General features: G+C 64.5%; 26 protein-coding genes. 20 read left to right on the top strand and 6 right to left on the bottom strand.

Annotation, left to right across the window (positions count from 1 at the left end; translation table 11 throughout):
- Positions 1 to 209 precede the first annotated feature (209 nt).
- Entirely contained in the window at positions 210 to 1,151 is a 942-nt protein-coding gene (locus tag AB0362_RS20075; protein ID WP_052053084.1) for a DUF2637 domain-containing protein, read from the top strand.
- Between the two features lie 169 nt (positions 1,152 to 1,320).
- The gene (locus AB0362_RS20070) at positions 1,321 to 2,082 is read left to right on the top strand and encodes a DUF4839 domain-containing protein (protein WP_317549667.1); all 762 of its coding nucleotides are present in this window, start codon (positions 1,321 to 1,323) and stop codon (positions 2,080 to 2,082) included.
- A gap of 174 nt (positions 2,083 to 2,256) precedes the next feature.
- Here AB0362_RS20070 and AB0362_RS20065 read toward each other — a convergent pair whose 3' ends face one another.
- Positions 2,257 to 2,628: an Lsr2 family protein gene (locus tag AB0362_RS20065; RefSeq protein ID WP_032390480.1), complete on the bottom strand. Its 372-nt coding sequence runs from the start codon at positions 2,626 to 2,628 to the stop codon at positions 2,257 to 2,259.
- A 196-nt stretch (positions 2,629 to 2,824) separates the two neighbouring features.
- On the opposite strand from AB0362_RS20065, the gene AB0362_RS20060 reads away from it, so the two are divergent.
- From AB0362_RS20060 to AB0362_RS20020, 9 genes are all read left to right on the top strand, one after another.
- A complete protein-coding gene (locus tag AB0362_RS20060) occupies positions 2,825 to 3,025 on the top strand; it encodes a type II toxin-antitoxin system HicA family toxin (protein ID WP_008720157.1) in 201 nt (66 codons plus the stop codon).
- The gene (locus tag AB0362_RS20055) at positions 3,022 to 3,408 is read left to right on the top strand and encodes a hypothetical protein (RefSeq protein WP_032390481.1); all 387 of its coding nucleotides are present in this window, start codon (positions 3,022 to 3,024) and stop codon (positions 3,406 to 3,408) included. The genes AB0362_RS20060 and AB0362_RS20055 overlap by 4 nt, the downstream gene beginning before the upstream one ends.
- Before the next feature lie 41 nt (positions 3,409 to 3,449).
- Complete coding sequence (locus tag AB0362_RS20050; protein WP_196249247.1) at positions 3,450 to 3,602, top strand: hypothetical protein; 153 nt, start codon at positions 3,450 to 3,452, stop codon at positions 3,600 to 3,602.
- A gap of 2 nt (positions 3,603 to 3,604) precedes the next feature.
- A complete protein-coding gene (locus tag AB0362_RS20045) occupies positions 3,605 to 3,805 on the top strand; it encodes a hypothetical protein (RefSeq protein WP_155291147.1) in 201 nt (66 codons plus the stop codon).
- A gap of 65 nt (positions 3,806 to 3,870) precedes the next feature.
- Positions 3,871 to 4,722 carry a hypothetical protein gene (locus AB0362_RS20040; RefSeq protein ID WP_317549666.1) on the top strand — a complete coding sequence of 284 codons (852 nt, stop codon included), beginning with the start codon at positions 3,871 to 3,873 and terminating at the stop codon, positions 4,720 to 4,722.
- A 387-nt stretch (positions 4,723 to 5,109) separates the two neighbouring features.
- Positions 5,110 to 5,496 (top strand): hypothetical protein, encoded by a 387-nt coding sequence (locus AB0362_RS20035; protein ID WP_317549665.1) that lies wholly within the window; start codon positions 5,110 to 5,112, stop codon positions 5,494 to 5,496.
- 150 nt (positions 5,497 to 5,646) lie between these two features.
- Entirely contained in the window at positions 5,647 to 5,931 is a 285-nt protein-coding gene (locus tag AB0362_RS20030) for a hypothetical protein (protein ID WP_317549664.1), read from the top strand.
- 94 nt (positions 5,932 to 6,025) lie between these two features.
- The gene (locus AB0362_RS20025; protein ID WP_317549663.1) at positions 6,026 to 6,793 is read left to right on the top strand and encodes a ParB N-terminal domain-containing protein; all 768 of its coding nucleotides are present in this window, start codon (positions 6,026 to 6,028) and stop codon (positions 6,791 to 6,793) included.
- Entirely contained in the window at positions 6,750 to 7,661 is a 912-nt protein-coding gene (locus tag AB0362_RS20020; protein WP_317549662.1) for a hypothetical protein, read from the top strand. Before AB0362_RS20025 ends, AB0362_RS20020 begins: the two co-directional genes overlap by 44 nt.
- Before the next feature lie 103 nt (positions 7,662 to 7,764).
- Here AB0362_RS20020 and AB0362_RS20015 read toward each other — a convergent pair whose 3' ends face one another.
- A complete protein-coding gene (locus AB0362_RS20015; protein WP_317549661.1) occupies positions 7,765 to 7,983 on the bottom strand; it encodes a transcriptional regulator in 219 nt (72 codons plus the stop codon).
- Positions 7,984 to 8,217: 234 nt separating this feature from the next.
- Between AB0362_RS20015 and AB0362_RS20010 the strand changes: the two genes are divergently transcribed.
- From AB0362_RS20010 to AB0362_RS19970, 9 genes are all read left to right on the top strand, one after another.
- Complete coding sequence (locus AB0362_RS20010; RefSeq protein WP_317549660.1) at positions 8,218 to 8,457, top strand: hypothetical protein; 240 nt, start codon at positions 8,218 to 8,220, stop codon at positions 8,455 to 8,457.
- Between the two features lie 80 nt (positions 8,458 to 8,537).
- The gene (locus AB0362_RS20005) at positions 8,538 to 8,813 is read left to right on the top strand and encodes a hypothetical protein (protein WP_317549659.1); all 276 of its coding nucleotides are present in this window, start codon (positions 8,538 to 8,540) and stop codon (positions 8,811 to 8,813) included.
- Positions 8,810 to 9,469: a DUF6349 family protein gene (locus AB0362_RS20000; protein ID WP_317549658.1), complete on the top strand. Its 660-nt coding sequence runs from the start codon at positions 8,810 to 8,812 to the stop codon at positions 9,467 to 9,469. Before AB0362_RS20005 ends, AB0362_RS20000 begins: the two co-directional genes overlap by 4 nt.
- A 38-nt stretch (positions 9,470 to 9,507) precedes the next feature.
- The gene (locus AB0362_RS19995) at positions 9,508 to 10,464 is read left to right on the top strand and encodes a hypothetical protein (RefSeq protein ID WP_317549657.1); all 957 of its coding nucleotides are present in this window, start codon (positions 9,508 to 9,510) and stop codon (positions 10,462 to 10,464) included.
- A 122-nt stretch (positions 10,465 to 10,586) separates the two neighbouring features.
- On the top strand, positions 10,587 to 10,919 hold the full coding sequence (locus AB0362_RS19990) for a hypothetical protein (RefSeq protein ID WP_317549656.1): 333 nt from the start codon (positions 10,587 to 10,589) through the stop codon (positions 10,917 to 10,919).
- Complete coding sequence (locus tag AB0362_RS19985; RefSeq protein ID WP_317549655.1) at positions 10,916 to 11,296, top strand: hypothetical protein; 381 nt, start codon at positions 10,916 to 10,918, stop codon at positions 11,294 to 11,296. Before AB0362_RS19990 ends, AB0362_RS19985 begins: the two co-directional genes overlap by 4 nt.
- Positions 11,297 to 11,991: 695 nt before the next feature.
- Positions 11,992 to 12,225, top strand: a complete 234-nt coding sequence (locus tag AB0362_RS19980) for a glutaredoxin family protein (RefSeq protein WP_317549654.1) — start codon at positions 11,992 to 11,994, stop codon at positions 12,223 to 12,225.
- A 47-nt stretch (positions 12,226 to 12,272) separates the two neighbouring features.
- Positions 12,273 to 12,860: a DnaB-like helicase N-terminal domain-containing protein gene (locus tag AB0362_RS19975; protein WP_317549653.1), complete on the top strand. Its 588-nt coding sequence runs from the start codon at positions 12,273 to 12,275 to the stop codon at positions 12,858 to 12,860.
- Positions 12,857 to 13,135 (top strand): hypothetical protein, encoded by a 279-nt coding sequence (locus AB0362_RS19970; protein WP_317549652.1) that lies wholly within the window; start codon positions 12,857 to 12,859, stop codon positions 13,133 to 13,135. The genes AB0362_RS19975 and AB0362_RS19970 overlap by 4 nt, the downstream gene beginning before the upstream one ends.
- Before the next feature lie 288 nt (positions 13,136 to 13,423).
- Here the strand turns inward: AB0362_RS19970 and AB0362_RS19965 are convergent, their stop codons facing one another.
- The 4 genes from AB0362_RS19965 to AB0362_RS19950 form a co-directional block, all read right to left on the bottom strand.
- Positions 13,424 to 13,861, bottom strand: coding sequence for a hypothetical protein (locus AB0362_RS19965; RefSeq protein ID WP_366236073.1), 438 nt, complete (start codon positions 13,859 to 13,861; stop codon positions 13,424 to 13,426).
- Positions 13,862 to 14,051: 190 nt separating this feature from the next.
- Positions 14,052 to 14,555 carry a hypothetical protein gene (locus tag AB0362_RS19960; protein WP_366236072.1) on the bottom strand — a complete coding sequence of 168 codons (504 nt, stop codon included), beginning with the start codon at positions 14,553 to 14,555 and terminating at the stop codon, positions 14,052 to 14,054.
- Between the two features lie 41 nt (positions 14,556 to 14,596).
- On the bottom strand, positions 14,597 to 14,932 hold the full coding sequence (locus AB0362_RS19955; protein ID WP_094688991.1) for a hypothetical protein: 336 nt from the start codon (positions 14,930 to 14,932) through the stop codon (positions 14,597 to 14,599).
- 110 nt (positions 14,933 to 15,042) lie between these two features.
- Positions 15,043 to 15,597 (bottom strand): hypothetical protein, encoded by a 555-nt coding sequence (locus tag AB0362_RS19950; protein ID WP_366236071.1) that lies wholly within the window; start codon positions 15,595 to 15,597, stop codon positions 15,043 to 15,045.
- Position 15,598 lies beyond the last annotated feature (1 nt).

The raw sequence follows: 15,598 nt of genomic DNA, 5'->3' as shown, positions 1-15,598 counted from the left end.
CCAGGCGGTAGACCCCACCCGCCGAAGCGGTTGTAATGCAATGACTTCGGCCGCGACGTCCATTTCCCCGACCGCGCAACAGAAGCGCAGAGATCTGCGATCTCCTCGCGCACCTGTGGCCACACCGAATTACATCATCCGACCGCGAAGGCCCCGACGGTGCTCCAACACCGCCGGGGCCGGTCGATCACAGAACGGACCTGCGATCAATGAACAACGCTAATACCCCCGACCACGACCCCACCAGCGAGGACACCCTCGACATCCACCCCCGCGTCCTGACCGGTGCCCTGATCACCGGCCTGGCCATCGCCATCGTCGTCGGCGCAGCATCCTTCAAGCTCTCCTTCTCCACCCTGCTCGACCTCGCCGTCATGGCCGGCATCCACCCGGCCGATGCCTGGGTCATCCCCGTCGCTCTCGACGGCCCGATCCTCGCCGCCGCCGTCATCCGGATCGCCCTCTCTCAACACACCGACGCCGCCACCAAAAGAGGCCGGCGACTCGTCGTGGCAGTGCTGACCGTCTCGGCGATCCTGTCCATCGCAGGCAACGCCTATCACGCCGTCCTGACCGCAACCGTCCTCAACGCCGCCGTCGCAGCGGCAATAGCAGCATTAGCGCCCGCGATGGTCCTCACGATGAGCGAGATCGTCGCTGTCGTGCTCCGCGCACCCCGCCGCCGTGCCGCAACCACGATCGAGACCTCCCAATCCTTCGATACGGCCACCGAGACAGTTCGCATCGAATACCCAATCGATCGCGTGGAGAGCGAACAGTACAGCGCAACAGCAGGATCGGCGCTCGCCGGGATAGACGAGGACCTCGATAACGGCCTGCTCAAGCCCGCCGTGTGGACCAGCGTCGACCTCTACCTCGCGCACCCCGACTGGTCGTTGAGTGACATCGCCCGCCACCTCGAGCTGCACACCTCGACCGTCTCTCGACACATCAAGACCTGGACACAGGTCCAGCAGAACATCGCCAGCGAACGCAGCACCGCAACCCCCCTCGCCGCCAACCACACGCACACCACCGACCCCGGCCACGACCAGAGCCCAGGCATTGATGAAGCGGGCACGGACGACCGAGTCGACGACGAGTACGCCCCGATGGACACCGGTCGTGACTTCGTAGGTTCAAGTCGCTGACCGAGAATCGAGCCACTGCGACGCGCACACTTCTGCTGGCGAAGCTGAAACCTATTCCACTCGACACGGTTGCACCGAGTCCTCAGTGCCGCCGGTCACTTCAGCGTTGTCGTTCGGTAGGGTCCTCGCGAGTCCGGTGACGTTCCGGCGAAGATCTTGGAGCTGACGCATGACAACGGACACCGAAATCACTTATGAGACTAAGACGGTCCGCGCGGTTCGCGGCATGGAGTCGCGGACCATCGAAAAGTGGGAAAGTGAAGGCTGGGAGGTTGTCTCTCAGGTACCCGCGAAGATCCGGACGGAGATCACGTTCCGACGCCCGGCACCCAAGTCTCGCCGGGGCCTTTTGATTGTCGGTGGCGGCGTGTTCGCGCTTGCGCTCGCGGTCATCTTCACCATCGGCATTATCGGCGAAAGAGATACCGGCCCTGCGGAAACTGCCAGTCCTGCGCCCAGTGAGGTAGCGGCCCCGAACGAGCAACCGTCCCCGGAATCGATGGCCACGGCGACGCCTACACCATCGCCGTTGCCTGACGACGTGGTTCTCACGTCGGAGAACAGTCCGGAGTTCGCGGCCCTGCTCGCATTGACCGACACTTGCTCGCCTGACATCGCAGCGTTCGCTGCGGCTCATCGAGGTCAGACAATCTCGTTCCCGGGCAGCATCGTCGCGATGGGACCTCACGAGGGCGCGAGTACCAGATACGACATCCTCATCAACGCCGGCGACTTCAGCGAAACCTTCTCGCAGCCCGGGCCAAGTTTCCAGTTCCGTGATGAGAACACCAGCTACGACCTCAACTGGGTCGGCTCGGTGCCAGACACTATTGGCGTCGGGACGAACCTTGGCGTCACGGCGGAGGTCGACCGCTACGTGGAGCAGCAGTGCCTGTTCCTTCTCGATCCGGTTACCACTGCCGTCCGCTAACTCGAACTCGAACCAAAGATCAGAGAGTCTTGCCTGCGCAGAACAGGATCCCGGCACACATGCCCGAAGCGCACGCACGGCCTGGCTTTGATCTCGCGCAGTCGTTTCGTGAGCAAATCGGGAGGCCGGTTGGTGTAGGGCAGAGGAGAAAACCGACCGACGAGGCCGAATACGTCAGTGTGCAGCGTTGAACGCTTCTTCGATCGCAGCGGGAATGCGGCCGCGATCGTTGATTTCGTAACCATTGTCTGCGGCCCATTGCCGGATCGCTCTGGTCTGAGCCGGATCACGTGTGGCCCCGCTGTTCGAGGGTGCAGCAGATGGAGGCGTGGCGGTGGGGGAGTGTCGACGCTTACGCCCGCCGACCCGGGTTGCGTGCTCGATGTAGTAGCCGATCTTCCGGTGAAACTCGCTGGCGTTCTTCGCCTTCAGATCAACGAGGTAGTCGACACCACTGACGGAGAATTCGATCGTCTCGCCTGATTCGTCGTCGATGACCGAGCCGTCGATATCGTCGACCAATTGAGTGAATACTTTTTTCGCCACGGTTCGATGCGGCCTCTCTCGAATGGAAACACATTGCTGTCGATGACCACCCTAACCGGACCGAATTCGCAGGCAGATACACCAGATGAGGAAATATGGAATAGGCACTTCCTCCGTGTCGACCACAGCACCGCTACTCGCCATATTTCGTCTAGTCGACTTGACTAGAAAGTGTCCAATGAACTAGACTAAAGTCATGGTTACCGAGCAGCCCACGCGGAAAGTGGTCAAGGCCCTCAAGGCGGCTGGGTTCACTTCGGTCCGCACGGTCGGCTCGCACAGTACGTGGGTCTCGGCCGATGGCGCAGTCAAAGTGACTGTGCCCGATGGGCACCGGACGATCTCGCCCGGCGTCTACCGCAAGATCCTCGCAGCCATGAAGGAGGCGCAGCAGTGAACAAGACCTACACGGTGTCGGTGACCCGAGACGGCAAGTGGTGGATGATCGCCGTCCCCGAACTCGACGCCCTCACTCAGGCCCGTCGCATCGACGATGTCCCCACCGCGGCGAAAGAGCTGATCGCCCTCGAAACCGGAGTGGCCCTCGCCGATGTCGAGATCGAGCAGCACATCGAACTCGAGCCCGGGGGAGAGGACCTGGCAGTCCGCATCGCCGAGATCGCGACACAGCGAGCACGTCTGGCCGAGGACGAAGCCCGCGTCAAAGCCAGCACCGAGGCCTTCGCGAAGAAGCTCGCCACCGCTCATGTACCCGTGCGCGACATCGGAGCGCTTCTCGGAGTGACTTTTCAGCGAGCCAGCCAACTCGTCAACAGCTGACCACCCGACCGTGCAGGCGCGGCGAACGAGATACTAATCCCATGACCAGCGACCGCAGTTTCGATCCGACTCCCGATCACGGACAGGCCGGATGGGTGACACTGCCGAGCGGACAGCGCGCCTACCGCTACGACGGCTCTGACGACCTGATCTACGACACGGGAACCGCACCCGACGCCGCCGCGTCGAACTAGACATGGACCCAGACGAACGCGCCGCCATCATCGACGAGGGCTACGACCCCGACGACCCGACCGTGCGCGCGGACCTCGATCGCGTCAGGCGTCTGCTCGCCGAACATCGCCACCTGACAGCCGACCCCGAACTCTCCCTCGACCACCTCGTGAACGCCGCCAGGGTTCGCGAACCAGGGCCAGCTACGGGCGTACGCAGGTAGTTCGACATCGAACGTATGTTCGCATAGATTGAGGGCACTGATCCGTTCGGCGAAAGGTCGCACTCATGGCCGGTACCGCCGACACGATCCCCGACCTGACCAACCTGGACAAGGCTGCGCAGCTCGCCGCTCTTCGCCGCAGCATGGCCGCGATCCCCGGACGCCGCGACCACGCACCCACCGACTCCGACGACTCGCCCGCATTCGCCCCCTCGCAGCCGAACGCGCAGGCCGCCGCGACCGACGGCGATGAACGGGCCCTGAGCGGCCCCGTGCGCTCGCGAACCCTCAAAAACCTGCCGGTACCCATGCCGCTGTCGGAACTGCTCCCGCGCGGCGCACTGGCCCGTGGAACGGCCCTGTCGATCACCGGTGCCGGATCGATTCTCGTCGGACTCGTCGCCACCGCCACCGTGGCCGGCCACCACGTCGCACTGATCGGTCAACCCAAGTTCGGGCTCCTCGCCGTCCACGAACACGGCGGGGACTTGTCGAAGGTCGCCCTGATCGACCCCGGTCAAGCAGACCCTCTCGACGCCGCCAATATCTGCATCGATGGGATCGATCTGGTCATCAGTACCGTCCACGGTCGCGACGTACCGCCGACCCGCGCACGTGCCCTGCTGGCCCGAAACCGTACTCACGCAGGGATATTCGCAATCACGGACGGTCGAATGCCTGGTCTCGATCTGACGATTTCCTCTCGGCCGGTCGGCTACGGCGGCATCGAGCAAGGCAGGGGCCGCATCCGCTCGATCACACTCGAGACCACCGTCCACGGACGCGGAATCACCCAGCGCACAGGCCGTTACACCCTCACCGCACCCATGTTCGGCAAACACGGCTTGCGCTGGGCCCCCGCGGTCACCGACGCAGTCGCCGAACATGGGCCGCACCGATTGGCGGTCGCACAATGACCCCCGACCTGTACGAGAACTGGCCCGTGAGCTTCGATCCCCCCACGCGCCGCATCGTCGATCCACCTCGGAGAGTCCTGGTCAACATAGCGCTGACCGTGGCAGGCTCGTCCGGAGTATCCTTCCGCGACGGGACGCCTCTCAAGGTCCGCTCGGAGGGGCTCGCGATGGATACAAAATCGCCCGGGCTGCTCCATGCGTGGGCGAAAACTGCTCGCGGACAGTGGATTTGCTGTCTGAGCTTCGACATACCGATCGGGAACGGCAAGGGATTCCTTCGCCTCCATCAACAGTGGTGCCCCGCAGAAGCTGCAACCCCCGTCAGCTGAAACATGCTCATCGTCAAGATATGTTGACGGACGGAATGCGTCAAGATATCTTGACGTTATGGAATCAGAGAAGGTCCTCACCCCGACCGAGCTGACCGAACTCTACGTCCAATACAAGGACGCTCTCGTCGACGTCGACCTGGCCGATATGGTGCGAGAGCAGGGGCGCAAGGACGCCGGGACGTGGACCGCGAACGCCCAACGACGCATGGATGACGCGGTCTCCGATGTCGACGCACTCGAGATCAACGCCTTCCTCGCCTCGACGATGATCGCCGACCGCTACGCCATCATCGGACGCCTCCGCAGTCAGGAGCGACCCGTGCCGTGGTCGAAGATCGGCGAGATCCTCGGCATGAGCAAGCAAGCCGCACAGCAGTGGTATGACACCTACAATCTGCGCCCCCGCATCGAGAACCCCACCCGGCGCACCGACTCAGCGTGAGCCGCGGGCTCGATCATCCTGCGCTGTAGGCGATCCGAGTGTTTGCAGTACCGCCTCTCGGTACCCGCAACGAATCGGCTCCCCTGTGCATAGGCATCGAAATACGTTGCAGGACTTGACTATACAGTTTGAGACTGTAAGGTTAGGGGCATGGGAGAAACGCAGCGAGACCTCACGGCAGTCACCTCCGAATACGGCGGCGAACGCCCCGAACACGGCCTGGGAGTGTCCATCCGACGGGGCGGCATCGAGGTCGAGTACATCGACGTGACCGGCATCGAGGAGCACGCACCGATGGCCTGGACACCGGACATGGCGCAGATGCTGCTCGGCCGTCGCGGATACGAGGTCACCGGTCGCTGGGTCGATATCAGTGACCCCTGTGCAGAAGACCCGATCTGGGAACTACCCATCGCGAAGACGGCCGACCGCTGACCCTCGCTCGACCCTTGACCTGCGAACGGGCATCGGGCAGCTGATATCTGCCCGGTGCCTCACCTGCACACACTAACCAGGGAGACCGCCCATCATGACCACCGCCACGGCTGCACAATCGGCACCGACCTCGACCGGCTACACCCTCGCCGCCGCCGACCCGAACGAACTCGACATCGCCGCCAACGTCCGCGACTGCGTCGACATCACCGAGGATTCGGAGTTCGTTGCCTCTATCGCCGCTCACGGCGTCCTGCAGGCCGTCTCGGCGGTCCGCCGTGCCGACGGAACCCTCGCTGTCCACGACGGGCAGCGCCGCACTCTCGCGGCCCGAGAAGCCGGCCTTTCCTCCATCCCGGTGCTGGTGCGTGAGCAGAACGCAGACGAGAAGGCCGCAGGGATCGAACGCATCACCGAGCAGGTCGTGTCCAACGATCAGCGCGAAGACCTCACCAGGGGGCAACGCGCTGCCGCCGTTACGGGCCTGCTCGATCTGGGCCTGAGTGTCCGCAAGGTCAGCGCGCAACTGCACGTCCCGAAGGAGTATGTCGAGAAGGCCGGTCGCGCAGGACGATCGGAGCGCGCCCGCCAGCGGCTCGACCAGAGCCAGCTGACGCTCAATGCTGCCGCTCTGATCGCGGACCTCGAAGAAGCAGTCGAGGCAGAGCCGTGTGTTACCGACGCCGTCGAGAAGGTCTTCGAGATCGGATTAGGCATCGAGAACCGCCTCTCGACCATCAAACGTCGAGTCGACGAACGATCCGCCACGCGAGTTGCCGCCGCCGCCCATGTCGCGCGCGGCTTCACGTTGCTTCACGATGAACCGTCCACCAGCGAGGGGGGAGTGGTTCTCCCTCGCTGACCTCCGCACCGCCGCTGGCAATGCGGTCCCGGCCGATGCACCCGAGCAGGCACCGCACTTGTGGCACGTCTACGTCCACGAGACCGGCGACATCTGGGTTGACAAGACCACCCGTGAGGAAGTCGCCGAAGACGACACCGACTTCGACACCGAGGACGACGACGTAGAACGCTACGGCGAGCTACGGCACGCCGACACGGTCGAGAAAGTACCCACCTGGGGATACGAATTCTTCCTGCACCGGGACCACCGCGCGGCGTCCGGTCTCGAACTCGCCCCCAGGAAAATCGCCACCGCAGAGGATGGCGACACCGAGGACGGGCTGACCCCGGCACAGCGCAAAGCGGCCCGCGCCGAGGCCGAACGCATCGAGACCGAACGTGCAGAGCGCCGAAAGGTCAAGGCCCTCAACCGCGCCGGAGCGACCGCGACCGAAGCCCGGCGCGCGTTCCTCACCGGGCTTCTGTCGGGCAAGGCCGCGCCGAAGAACGCCACCAAGTGGATGGTGACCACCCTGGCCACGCACGGTGATGTGTTCACCGAATCAAAGTGCTCGGAGCGGTACGCCGAGATCATGGGCTCACCGCTGCACGAGGTCGACCGCAAGGCCACCGCTGCCACGCCCGCTCGCGCCGAGGTGCTGCTGCTCGCCCGCGTGCTCACCGCGTTCGAGGCCCGACTCACCGGCCCCCAGGACGCCAAGGACTACTGGCGCTTCTCCGTCAAGCACTACCGGGGCATGGTCGGCATCGACAGCTACCTGACCTTCCTCGCCGACAGCGGCCACGCCCTGACCCCGGTGGAACAGGCCGCGATCGGCAACATCACCGTCGACGCCGCCTACGTAGCCGTCGACGACGACGCCTGATCGAACCGCGACAAAAGGAAGGGCCCCGACCATCACCCGATGGCCGGGGCCCTTCCTGTTCGTCAAGAGATGTTGACGATCGAGGGGTCGGTGGGTTCGCTCGTCACGGTCGGAGGTCGGTTCGCGCACCGCTCCCCGGCCGGTCGGTGATCCACTGCTCGATGTCGCCCCGCGCGTACAGCGGGGTGCGGGAGAGGTGGCGGGCCGGTTTGGGGGCCTGTCCGCGTGCGACGTACGAGGACCATGTCTTGGTCGATATGGCCTTGCCGGTCTTGTCTTCGATCAGTGCCAGCACGTCGGCGGTGGTGAGTTCGTCGGACATCGGGTGCTTCCTGGGGTTGCAGTGGTTGATGCCCTGACCTTACAGGCTCCGACTGTAAGGATTCTGACTCCACGTCTTGCACCTTACAGGGTGAGACTGTAAGGTTAGGGTATGGCCCTGACACGCACCGAATCACACCAATGTGACTGGCAGTCAACGCTGTTCGATGACTGCGCTTTGCCGGGTTGTGGCGCTCCAGTCGTTACGCCGGGCGACGTGTGCCAGTCCTGTCGCGTGGCTTTCGGGGACATGCTGACCGTGCGAACCGATGGACCTGACCTCGACCCAGAGCAGGTCCGCGCCGACCTCGCTGCCCGCGACGCGAGCACCCGCGACCAGTACCGCGCACAGGCCGCCACCGTGGCTGCCGCGCAGCAGGTGTCGACCCGCAAGCGCAACCAGATCTGCTGGCTCTGTGAAGAGCGACGGACCTGCACCTCGACCGCCGGGCGCTGGGAATGCGCCGACTGCTAGACCTTGCCGTCCTGAGCGCCTGCGCACGGCCCGCGACCGTCGTCGCTGAAGTCCTTCTCCGCCCGACCTTAGGAGTACTCATGACCGCCACCCTCACCGCGCCCACCACGCCCGCGCGCCGCCGCCTCAAAGGAGTTGGAATGAAACTGATTTCGCTCGACACCCAGTTCGACGGAACGATCATCGACATTCTCGGCTACCGCACCGCACCCGCAGGCGGCGTCGAGGTCACCGCCCTCCTCGACGCACCCGGTGCCTGGTACAGCCGCACCCACCCCGTCGTCGTCGACGCCAGCGACGTACGACTCTCCCTCGCCGTGCAGTCCATCACCCGCCCCGAGCTGGGCGTGCGGTGATAGCCGAGACCGCAGGCCAGATCGACATATTCGAGGTGCTTGCCGCCGCCGAAGCCGACGAGCAGGACATCCGCGTCCAGCGGTATGGCATCCCGATCCTGTTCGCCAGCCCCACCCGAGGGGTGGCAGCTCGCATTGCCGAATTCGAGACCTGGGCGACCACCTGGGGACGGCACGGCTCGAGCGCCGCCTCCCACGCGTTCGCACCGGGGATCTGCGACCCCACCACACCCACCGACACCTGCCAACCAACCTGCATCGCAGCGGACCTCGACTGCCAGTGCCCGGACACGAGCAGGGACGCTCCATGTCAGTGCGTCGGTGGCGATGTCTACCGCGGCGCGTGCACCGGCTGCCCGTGGGAAGGGGAGAACCGCGCCGACGAGGCCGACGCGGTCTGCGACGCCCTCGATCACGCCCACCCCGGCTGGATCGACGACTTCCCGATCGTGATCCCCGAACGCAGACCGTCGCAGAAGGACCAGGTGTGGACAGCGAAGGTCATCGACATCGTCGGGGAACGCCCCGCCGGATGGCCCGTCATCACCCGACGTGGAGACACCATCGGCCTGCGCTCGGTCCCGAACCGCTCACCGTGGGGTGGCTACGACGTCGCCGCCACCACCGCAGCCGCACACCTCGCCCGCAAACCGTGACCTTGCTACCCCACCCGAGCAGGAAAGGCCCATCACCAGTGAACAACCCGATACCCCAACCAACGCCCACCTCTACCGCCGATCTGGAAGTGTTCCTGTCGTACGTCTTGTGGGGATGCACCGCGCTCGGTATCGCTGGCATGATCTTCGGCGCAGCCACGCTCTACCGGTCCCGCATGTCAGGTGGAGACGCCAGGACCGCCCCGCAGATATGCGGGGGAGGGCTCCTCGTTGCCATCGCCGCCACCGCAGTCCGAGCGCTCCTCCTGCCGGTGTCGACCGAGGAGACGACTGACCTTCCTCCCGCCGACCCGCCCGCAACACTGGACGCCCCGGCACCACCACCGGTGGTCGATGCCGCACCCGACGTTCCGGTGGACTGGACACCGGTCATCTGGTTCGGCGGCATCGCCGCAGTCGTGGTCTCGGTTGCACTGGCTGCGTACCTGATCATCAGGACCCGCAGCCACGTCACAGACCGCCGCACGGCGAAGAATGCGCTCGCAGCCGACTACGCCGCCGCCCACGCCGTTTACAGCGAGGTCGCGGACTCCTACGCCGCCTACCTGGCCGACCCGTACTCCATCTTCGTCAGGCCCCTGCTCGACAACCTCGACGAGCCCCGAACGGTAGCGTTCATCGACGCCTTCGCCGCCATGAACGATGTCCGGCCTGAGCAGTGCCCCGACACCCTCGAGCGTGTCCAGGCCTTCGCCGTGGCCGCTCAGAAGGCGCACACTGCCTGGCGGAAGGCCGACGGCTACGCCCGCGCCATCGGCATGGGCGTGACCAGTACCGAAGACCACCGCACCGTCCGGCGTATCCGCAGCGCACTCGGTATCGCCCTCGACCCCTCGGCCACCGGGCAGGAACGCGAGACAGCGCTACGCACCGTCGAGGAACTCGCGGCCGGCGTCCTCACCATCCACGACCGCATCTACGACAGCGCCAAGATCGCCATAGAAACCACCACACGCAAACAACTCACCAGCTGACCCACCACAGCCCTGGCGGTAGCCGACACCCAGCAATATGTCGGCACCACCTGGCAGCATGACCCACCAACGACACAACGACAGACACACCTGTCGATCAGGACGCGAATGGAGAAACGTTCATGAATCTCGTCAACGCCACAGCACTGATCGTGTTCGTAGCCCTCATAACCGGCGCCCTTGCCGTCGGTTCGGCGTACGCGCGCAGGCCCTCCCGAGTGAGACTGCACAGCAACACACTCGCACTCAACGGCGTCGCTGCACTCGCCTCCATCGTCTTCGTCGTCACCTTCCCCGAAATGCCGTGGGGGTGGAAGGTCGTGACCGTCGCAGGAACGATTGCAGTCGCTTACCTCAATATTCATGTACTGAACACCATCCGCGCCCAGTACGAAGCCGACCAGCGGAACAGCTTCGCCGAAGCCACCGTCGAAGAAGACAGGACCAACCGATGAACCCGTTCACCACCTTCCGTGACCACGCCCGGATCCGCCACGAATTCCTCTTCGACGACAGCGCAGACAACGCCGAACGCTACTTCGAATCAGCGGACGCGATGGACGGGCTTCGGATCGGGCTCAACAGATTTGCCGCTGTTGTGGTGGGCATCCTCGGGATCGCCGCTGCCGCGTACAACGTCAAGATGGGCTTCGACGGATCTGACGTCAGCGTCATCGAACTCTTATTTCCCGCTCTTGCAGTGGCATTGGTGTTCGCTCTTGTCCGTATCGGCAACGACCTGGGCTCGAAAGGCACGAAAGAGATCGTCGCCACCGCGAACAGGGCCAAATTCATCGGCGATCAACGCCGAGCGAGCGCGTCCGACCATTGACATGACCAGCCCAGAACAGAAGCCGAAAGTAGTCAGCCCGATCCAACTGGCCGACCTCATCGACAGAGACCGCCGCCTGCTCGACAACTACCTGCTCCAGGGCACCCACTCGATCCTGCCTATCTCTCGTCGTGAACTGGACCCCGCAGGTACGAGAAACAAACACGTCCGGGAATGGAGGGACGCACTGTACGACCTCTCTCTCACGGCACTACGGGAATCCACACCAGAGCTCCTACGCCGTTGGGTGCACTTGCGGAAGCAGATAGTCGTAAGAGGCCCACTGGGTATCCGTTGGTCCCCGATCCCGCACCGCAACCGACGCTACGAACTCGACCACTGACGAGCCGCGTCATCCTCCATCGCTCCCGCACGCCCCCGCCAGCCGTTCCTCGCAACGCCGCCGTCGAGCACCCTTGCTCCGGCGGCGTTCTGCTTTCTGTCACATTTGCTTTGTCGAAGCTGTCTCCGAAATCGGTCGTATGCCCCCATGTGCAAATGGAATTGGTCACGCGTAGCTTCCTTTTGCCGACATTGGCAATTCGATATTCGGCACTACTGGGCGTCAGGGTCAGAGCTTGTAAAATCCTTCACTGCAACGAATTAACCGAATTGCGACCATCTTTATCTATGGCTATTTCGAGGGCATCGATATAGAATTGAGGTACCGAAATAATTCCGCCGAGGAGCTATCCATGTCGATCACCGTGTACACGAAGCCGGAATGCAACAGCTGCGATCAAACGAAGCGACGGCTGGACAAGCGCGGCATCGAATACGAGACCGTTGACGTCACCGAAGATGCAGCGGCAGCCGAGTTCGTCACCGACGGACTGGGCTACCGGCAGATGCCCGTCGTGGTCGTCGACGAGAACACCCACTGGTCCGGCTTTCGGATCGACGCCCTCGATAAGCTCGCCGCCGCCTGACCGACCACTCCGTTGACCGAGATTCACCTGCGAGAACGAGCCCGACGATGACGCCACTGAGCGCAGTTCCACCGCCCGACGAGCCCGAGCGTGTCGTTCGCAGCCTCGCCGCTGTCGACGACGACACTGCCGTCGACAACGAGACAGCTCACGAGCCGTCCACCGACCCCGAGGCACTGCTGCTGTGCGCCCTGATGTGGAGTGCCCACACCGGGGGAGTGTCCGCCGAAGATCTGCGCATCACCGCGATCGTGACCGCCGACGACTTCGACGACGTCGCGTACCGGCGAATGTTCGTCGTGATCGCCGGTCTCGTCGCGGCCGGCGAACCCTACGACCCGGCGAGTGTCACCGCAGCCTTCATGCGATCCGGATCCGGCGGAGCCAAGGACGCGCCCCTGCGTCGTCGCTTGAACGAGGTCATCACCGCCGGGGCAGACGGCTTCACCGCCGTCCACTACGCCGACATCGTGCTCTCGCAGTCCTACCGGCGCAGTTACCGGACCGTTGCAGCGGCCATCGTCCACGCCGCAGAAGAGCTGCCGGAGGAGCAATTATTCGATCACCTCGTGGAGCACGGGCGTGCTCAACGCGCACTGTGGCGGCGGCTCAACACGTTTCGGGCAGGGCCGTGACCCTCGACAGTCCCCACACCCGCACCGGACCCCGTAACGAACGAGACACCCGCGGTGTCGACTCCCACGGGCACGAGGTGGAGTCCCCGATCGGGGCGTACCTGTGGTGGTGCGGACACGTCGGAGCCGACGCACACGACCTCGATGCGCTGCAGGAGTGGGACTACCTCCACTCCGACGAGACGACCGACGCCGAACGCCGCACTCTGACGGCGTGGGCACTGGCGTCCGGAATCTTCGGTGCACCCTGCGCCGCGCCGCACCCGCAGCGCTGACCGCGCGCCCAACCCGGCCCGAACGACAAAGGCACCCACAACCGGGTGTGTGGGTGCCTTTCTCGCGTGCGCGGACGGGCTGAGCCAGGCGAGCGGTGTCAGTGGCGATCGCCGATCCGGACCTCGTCGCCGAAGTCGATGTCGTAGTCGGCCAGATACGGCGCATCGGGGTCACCGCTGGATATGTATCGCGGTGCGCTCGTCCGCGAGAAGAGGTCGCGAGCGGGCGGATGGCAGGGGAGTGGCGCGACCAGTACCGGTCGCAGATGGAGTGAGAGCGACAGAGTGTCAGTGCGCGTCCGCAGGCGAGGGCTGCGGTTCGGACGGCGTGCCGGGTGTCGTCGACGAGGCGTCGTCGGGTCGGCGGTCGGGGCCGGCGGTGTTCTCGGCACCGACTCGGCGGCGCGGCGTACTGCGACCGGTCGTGCGCCTGGAGGTCTTGGGTGATTTCTTGCCGACCGGGGCCGGTGCGGGCAGCGGCAGGGCGGTGAGTTCGGCGGCCGTCCATCCGGCCTCGATCGCTTCTTTGTAGGCGGCGGCGTGTTCGGCGTTCGCACGTTCGGCCGCGCGGGTCGCGTCGGCGACCTTCTCGCGCGCATCAGCGGAAGCCTGGGCGGCGTCGAAGAGCGACTCGATGTATTTGGTGCGGTTCTCGATCGCGGCGCGGGCGTGGGCCAGTGCGGTGTCTTTGTCGACAGCGGGAGAAACAGAGGCAGAGATAGACATTGGTGAGGGCCTTCCAGATTCGGTGCGCGAATATCCCCACCGGACAGGCACCGACCGCTCGCAAGAGCTGTGCAGCCCACAGTGTGTTGAAAGCAGTGTGGGTGGATCGGTACGGGTGGGGCGCGCTCGAACGTGACCCTCATCGACGCTCGAACTTGTAGCCGAGTCTAGAGCATCGGCTGCCGCGGCGTCAGCCTCCTTCGAGGAGTGCGCGGTCGCGTTTGTAGCGCCAGTACGTCCCCGCCAATGCCAATGCAGCTGCAACCGCCACCCCTATGACAGCCAACACGATGTCGCTGTTGCTCTTCGGCGGCTCAGGCGGCACGGGGTTTCCACCCATCGACTTACCACTGAGGTCAACGCGATTGAGTACAACCAACGCCACCGCGAAACTGACGACCGTGAAGCCGCCGACACATACAGCAGCCAGGTTGTCGAGAATTCGTGACCAGAGAACTTCATGCCACTTCGAGTCATGAGCCACTGTCGACTTTTCTAGCCGCTTCAGTTCCAGCTCTATCGCGTTTCTGATTGCCCCGGCGTCCTGGATGTTCGGGTTCAAAGCGGCCTCGATCTCCACGAGCGCCTTCAGGTTTTCGTGTGGCGTCTTGCGTGCGAGACGCCACGCAAGCCAGCCTGAGAACAGCCCGAGGAACACCGGAATCGACGCATCGAAAATCCCCAACCACCCCATGACACAGATCGTGCCACAACAAACAGTCGACCGACCAGAGGTCAGTAGTAGTCGTTGCCGTAGGGGTCGCGGTGGTACCCGCGTCGGGGTCGGCGGTCGGCGACTCCGCTGGCACCACCGAGCGCGAACAGGGGAAGCATGAACAGCATCACTGCGATGAACGCGCCGATCACCGCGATGAACGCGCCGAACACGACCGCGAGGACGACGAGGTACGCGCCGACGCCGATGACGGTGAGAATGTTCGCCACGAAACCCTTCCATCCGGGGTCGTTCTCGCCGAGGTATCGCACGTACCAGATCAGGAGTCCGGCACCGGCGACGGCGAGCAGGGGCAGCGGTCCGACGTCGTCGGTGAAGAGCGAGGAGAGCGTCATGTCGTGCGTCCTTTTCGTTGAGGACTGCTCTCACCGGTGCGGCGGCGCGGCCCAGGCCTGACGGATCTATCTCTACCGAACGCCACCGACATGTGTCGGTGGCGTTCGGTTCAGAACAAGGTTGGTGGTGCTTGTGCGTCGAAGCTGTATCCGGCGAGGGCGGCGCGCAGTCGGTCGGCGTCGTAGCCGTCGCGGAGTGCGTCACGGATCGCCACGGCCCGCCCGTAGCGACCGCGCGGATCGCCGCCTGCGGGCATCGGTCCGATGTGGCGTCCGGTTGCAACAGCGTGTGCAAGGTTCGCCGATTGGGTGCCGCGCTTGAGGTGACCGTCGTCGACTCGCACGCACAAGGTTTCGTCGCAGTCGTGCTCGCCGACGATCCCGTCCCCGAGGTCGCCGTGCGCGAGCAGCAGCGCGAACCGGTGCGCCGACAACGTTCGCGGTGCGTCGCCGTCGGTGAAAGTGAAGCGGCCGTAGCCGTCGGGAAAACTGACGGCCGATCGCCACAGCCAGCACGTCGGAGTGATGACCACTTTCGTCCAGAACCGGTTGACGGTCTTGGCGGTCAACGGTGCCTGCAACGGACGCCACGACCGACGAACCGACATCTCCGGTTCGACGACGGTGTCCCCGCCGAACAGTGCCAGTTGCGTCGTCGCGGTCACG

Source organism: Rhodococcus sp. NPDC079359, from assembly GCF_040702585.1.
Taxonomy (GTDB): Bacteria; Actinomycetota; Actinomycetes; order Mycobacteriales; family Mycobacteriaceae; genus Rhodococcoides.
Note: the sequence above shows the minus strand (reverse complement) of the source record. Positions and strands in the feature narration are given on the sequence as shown.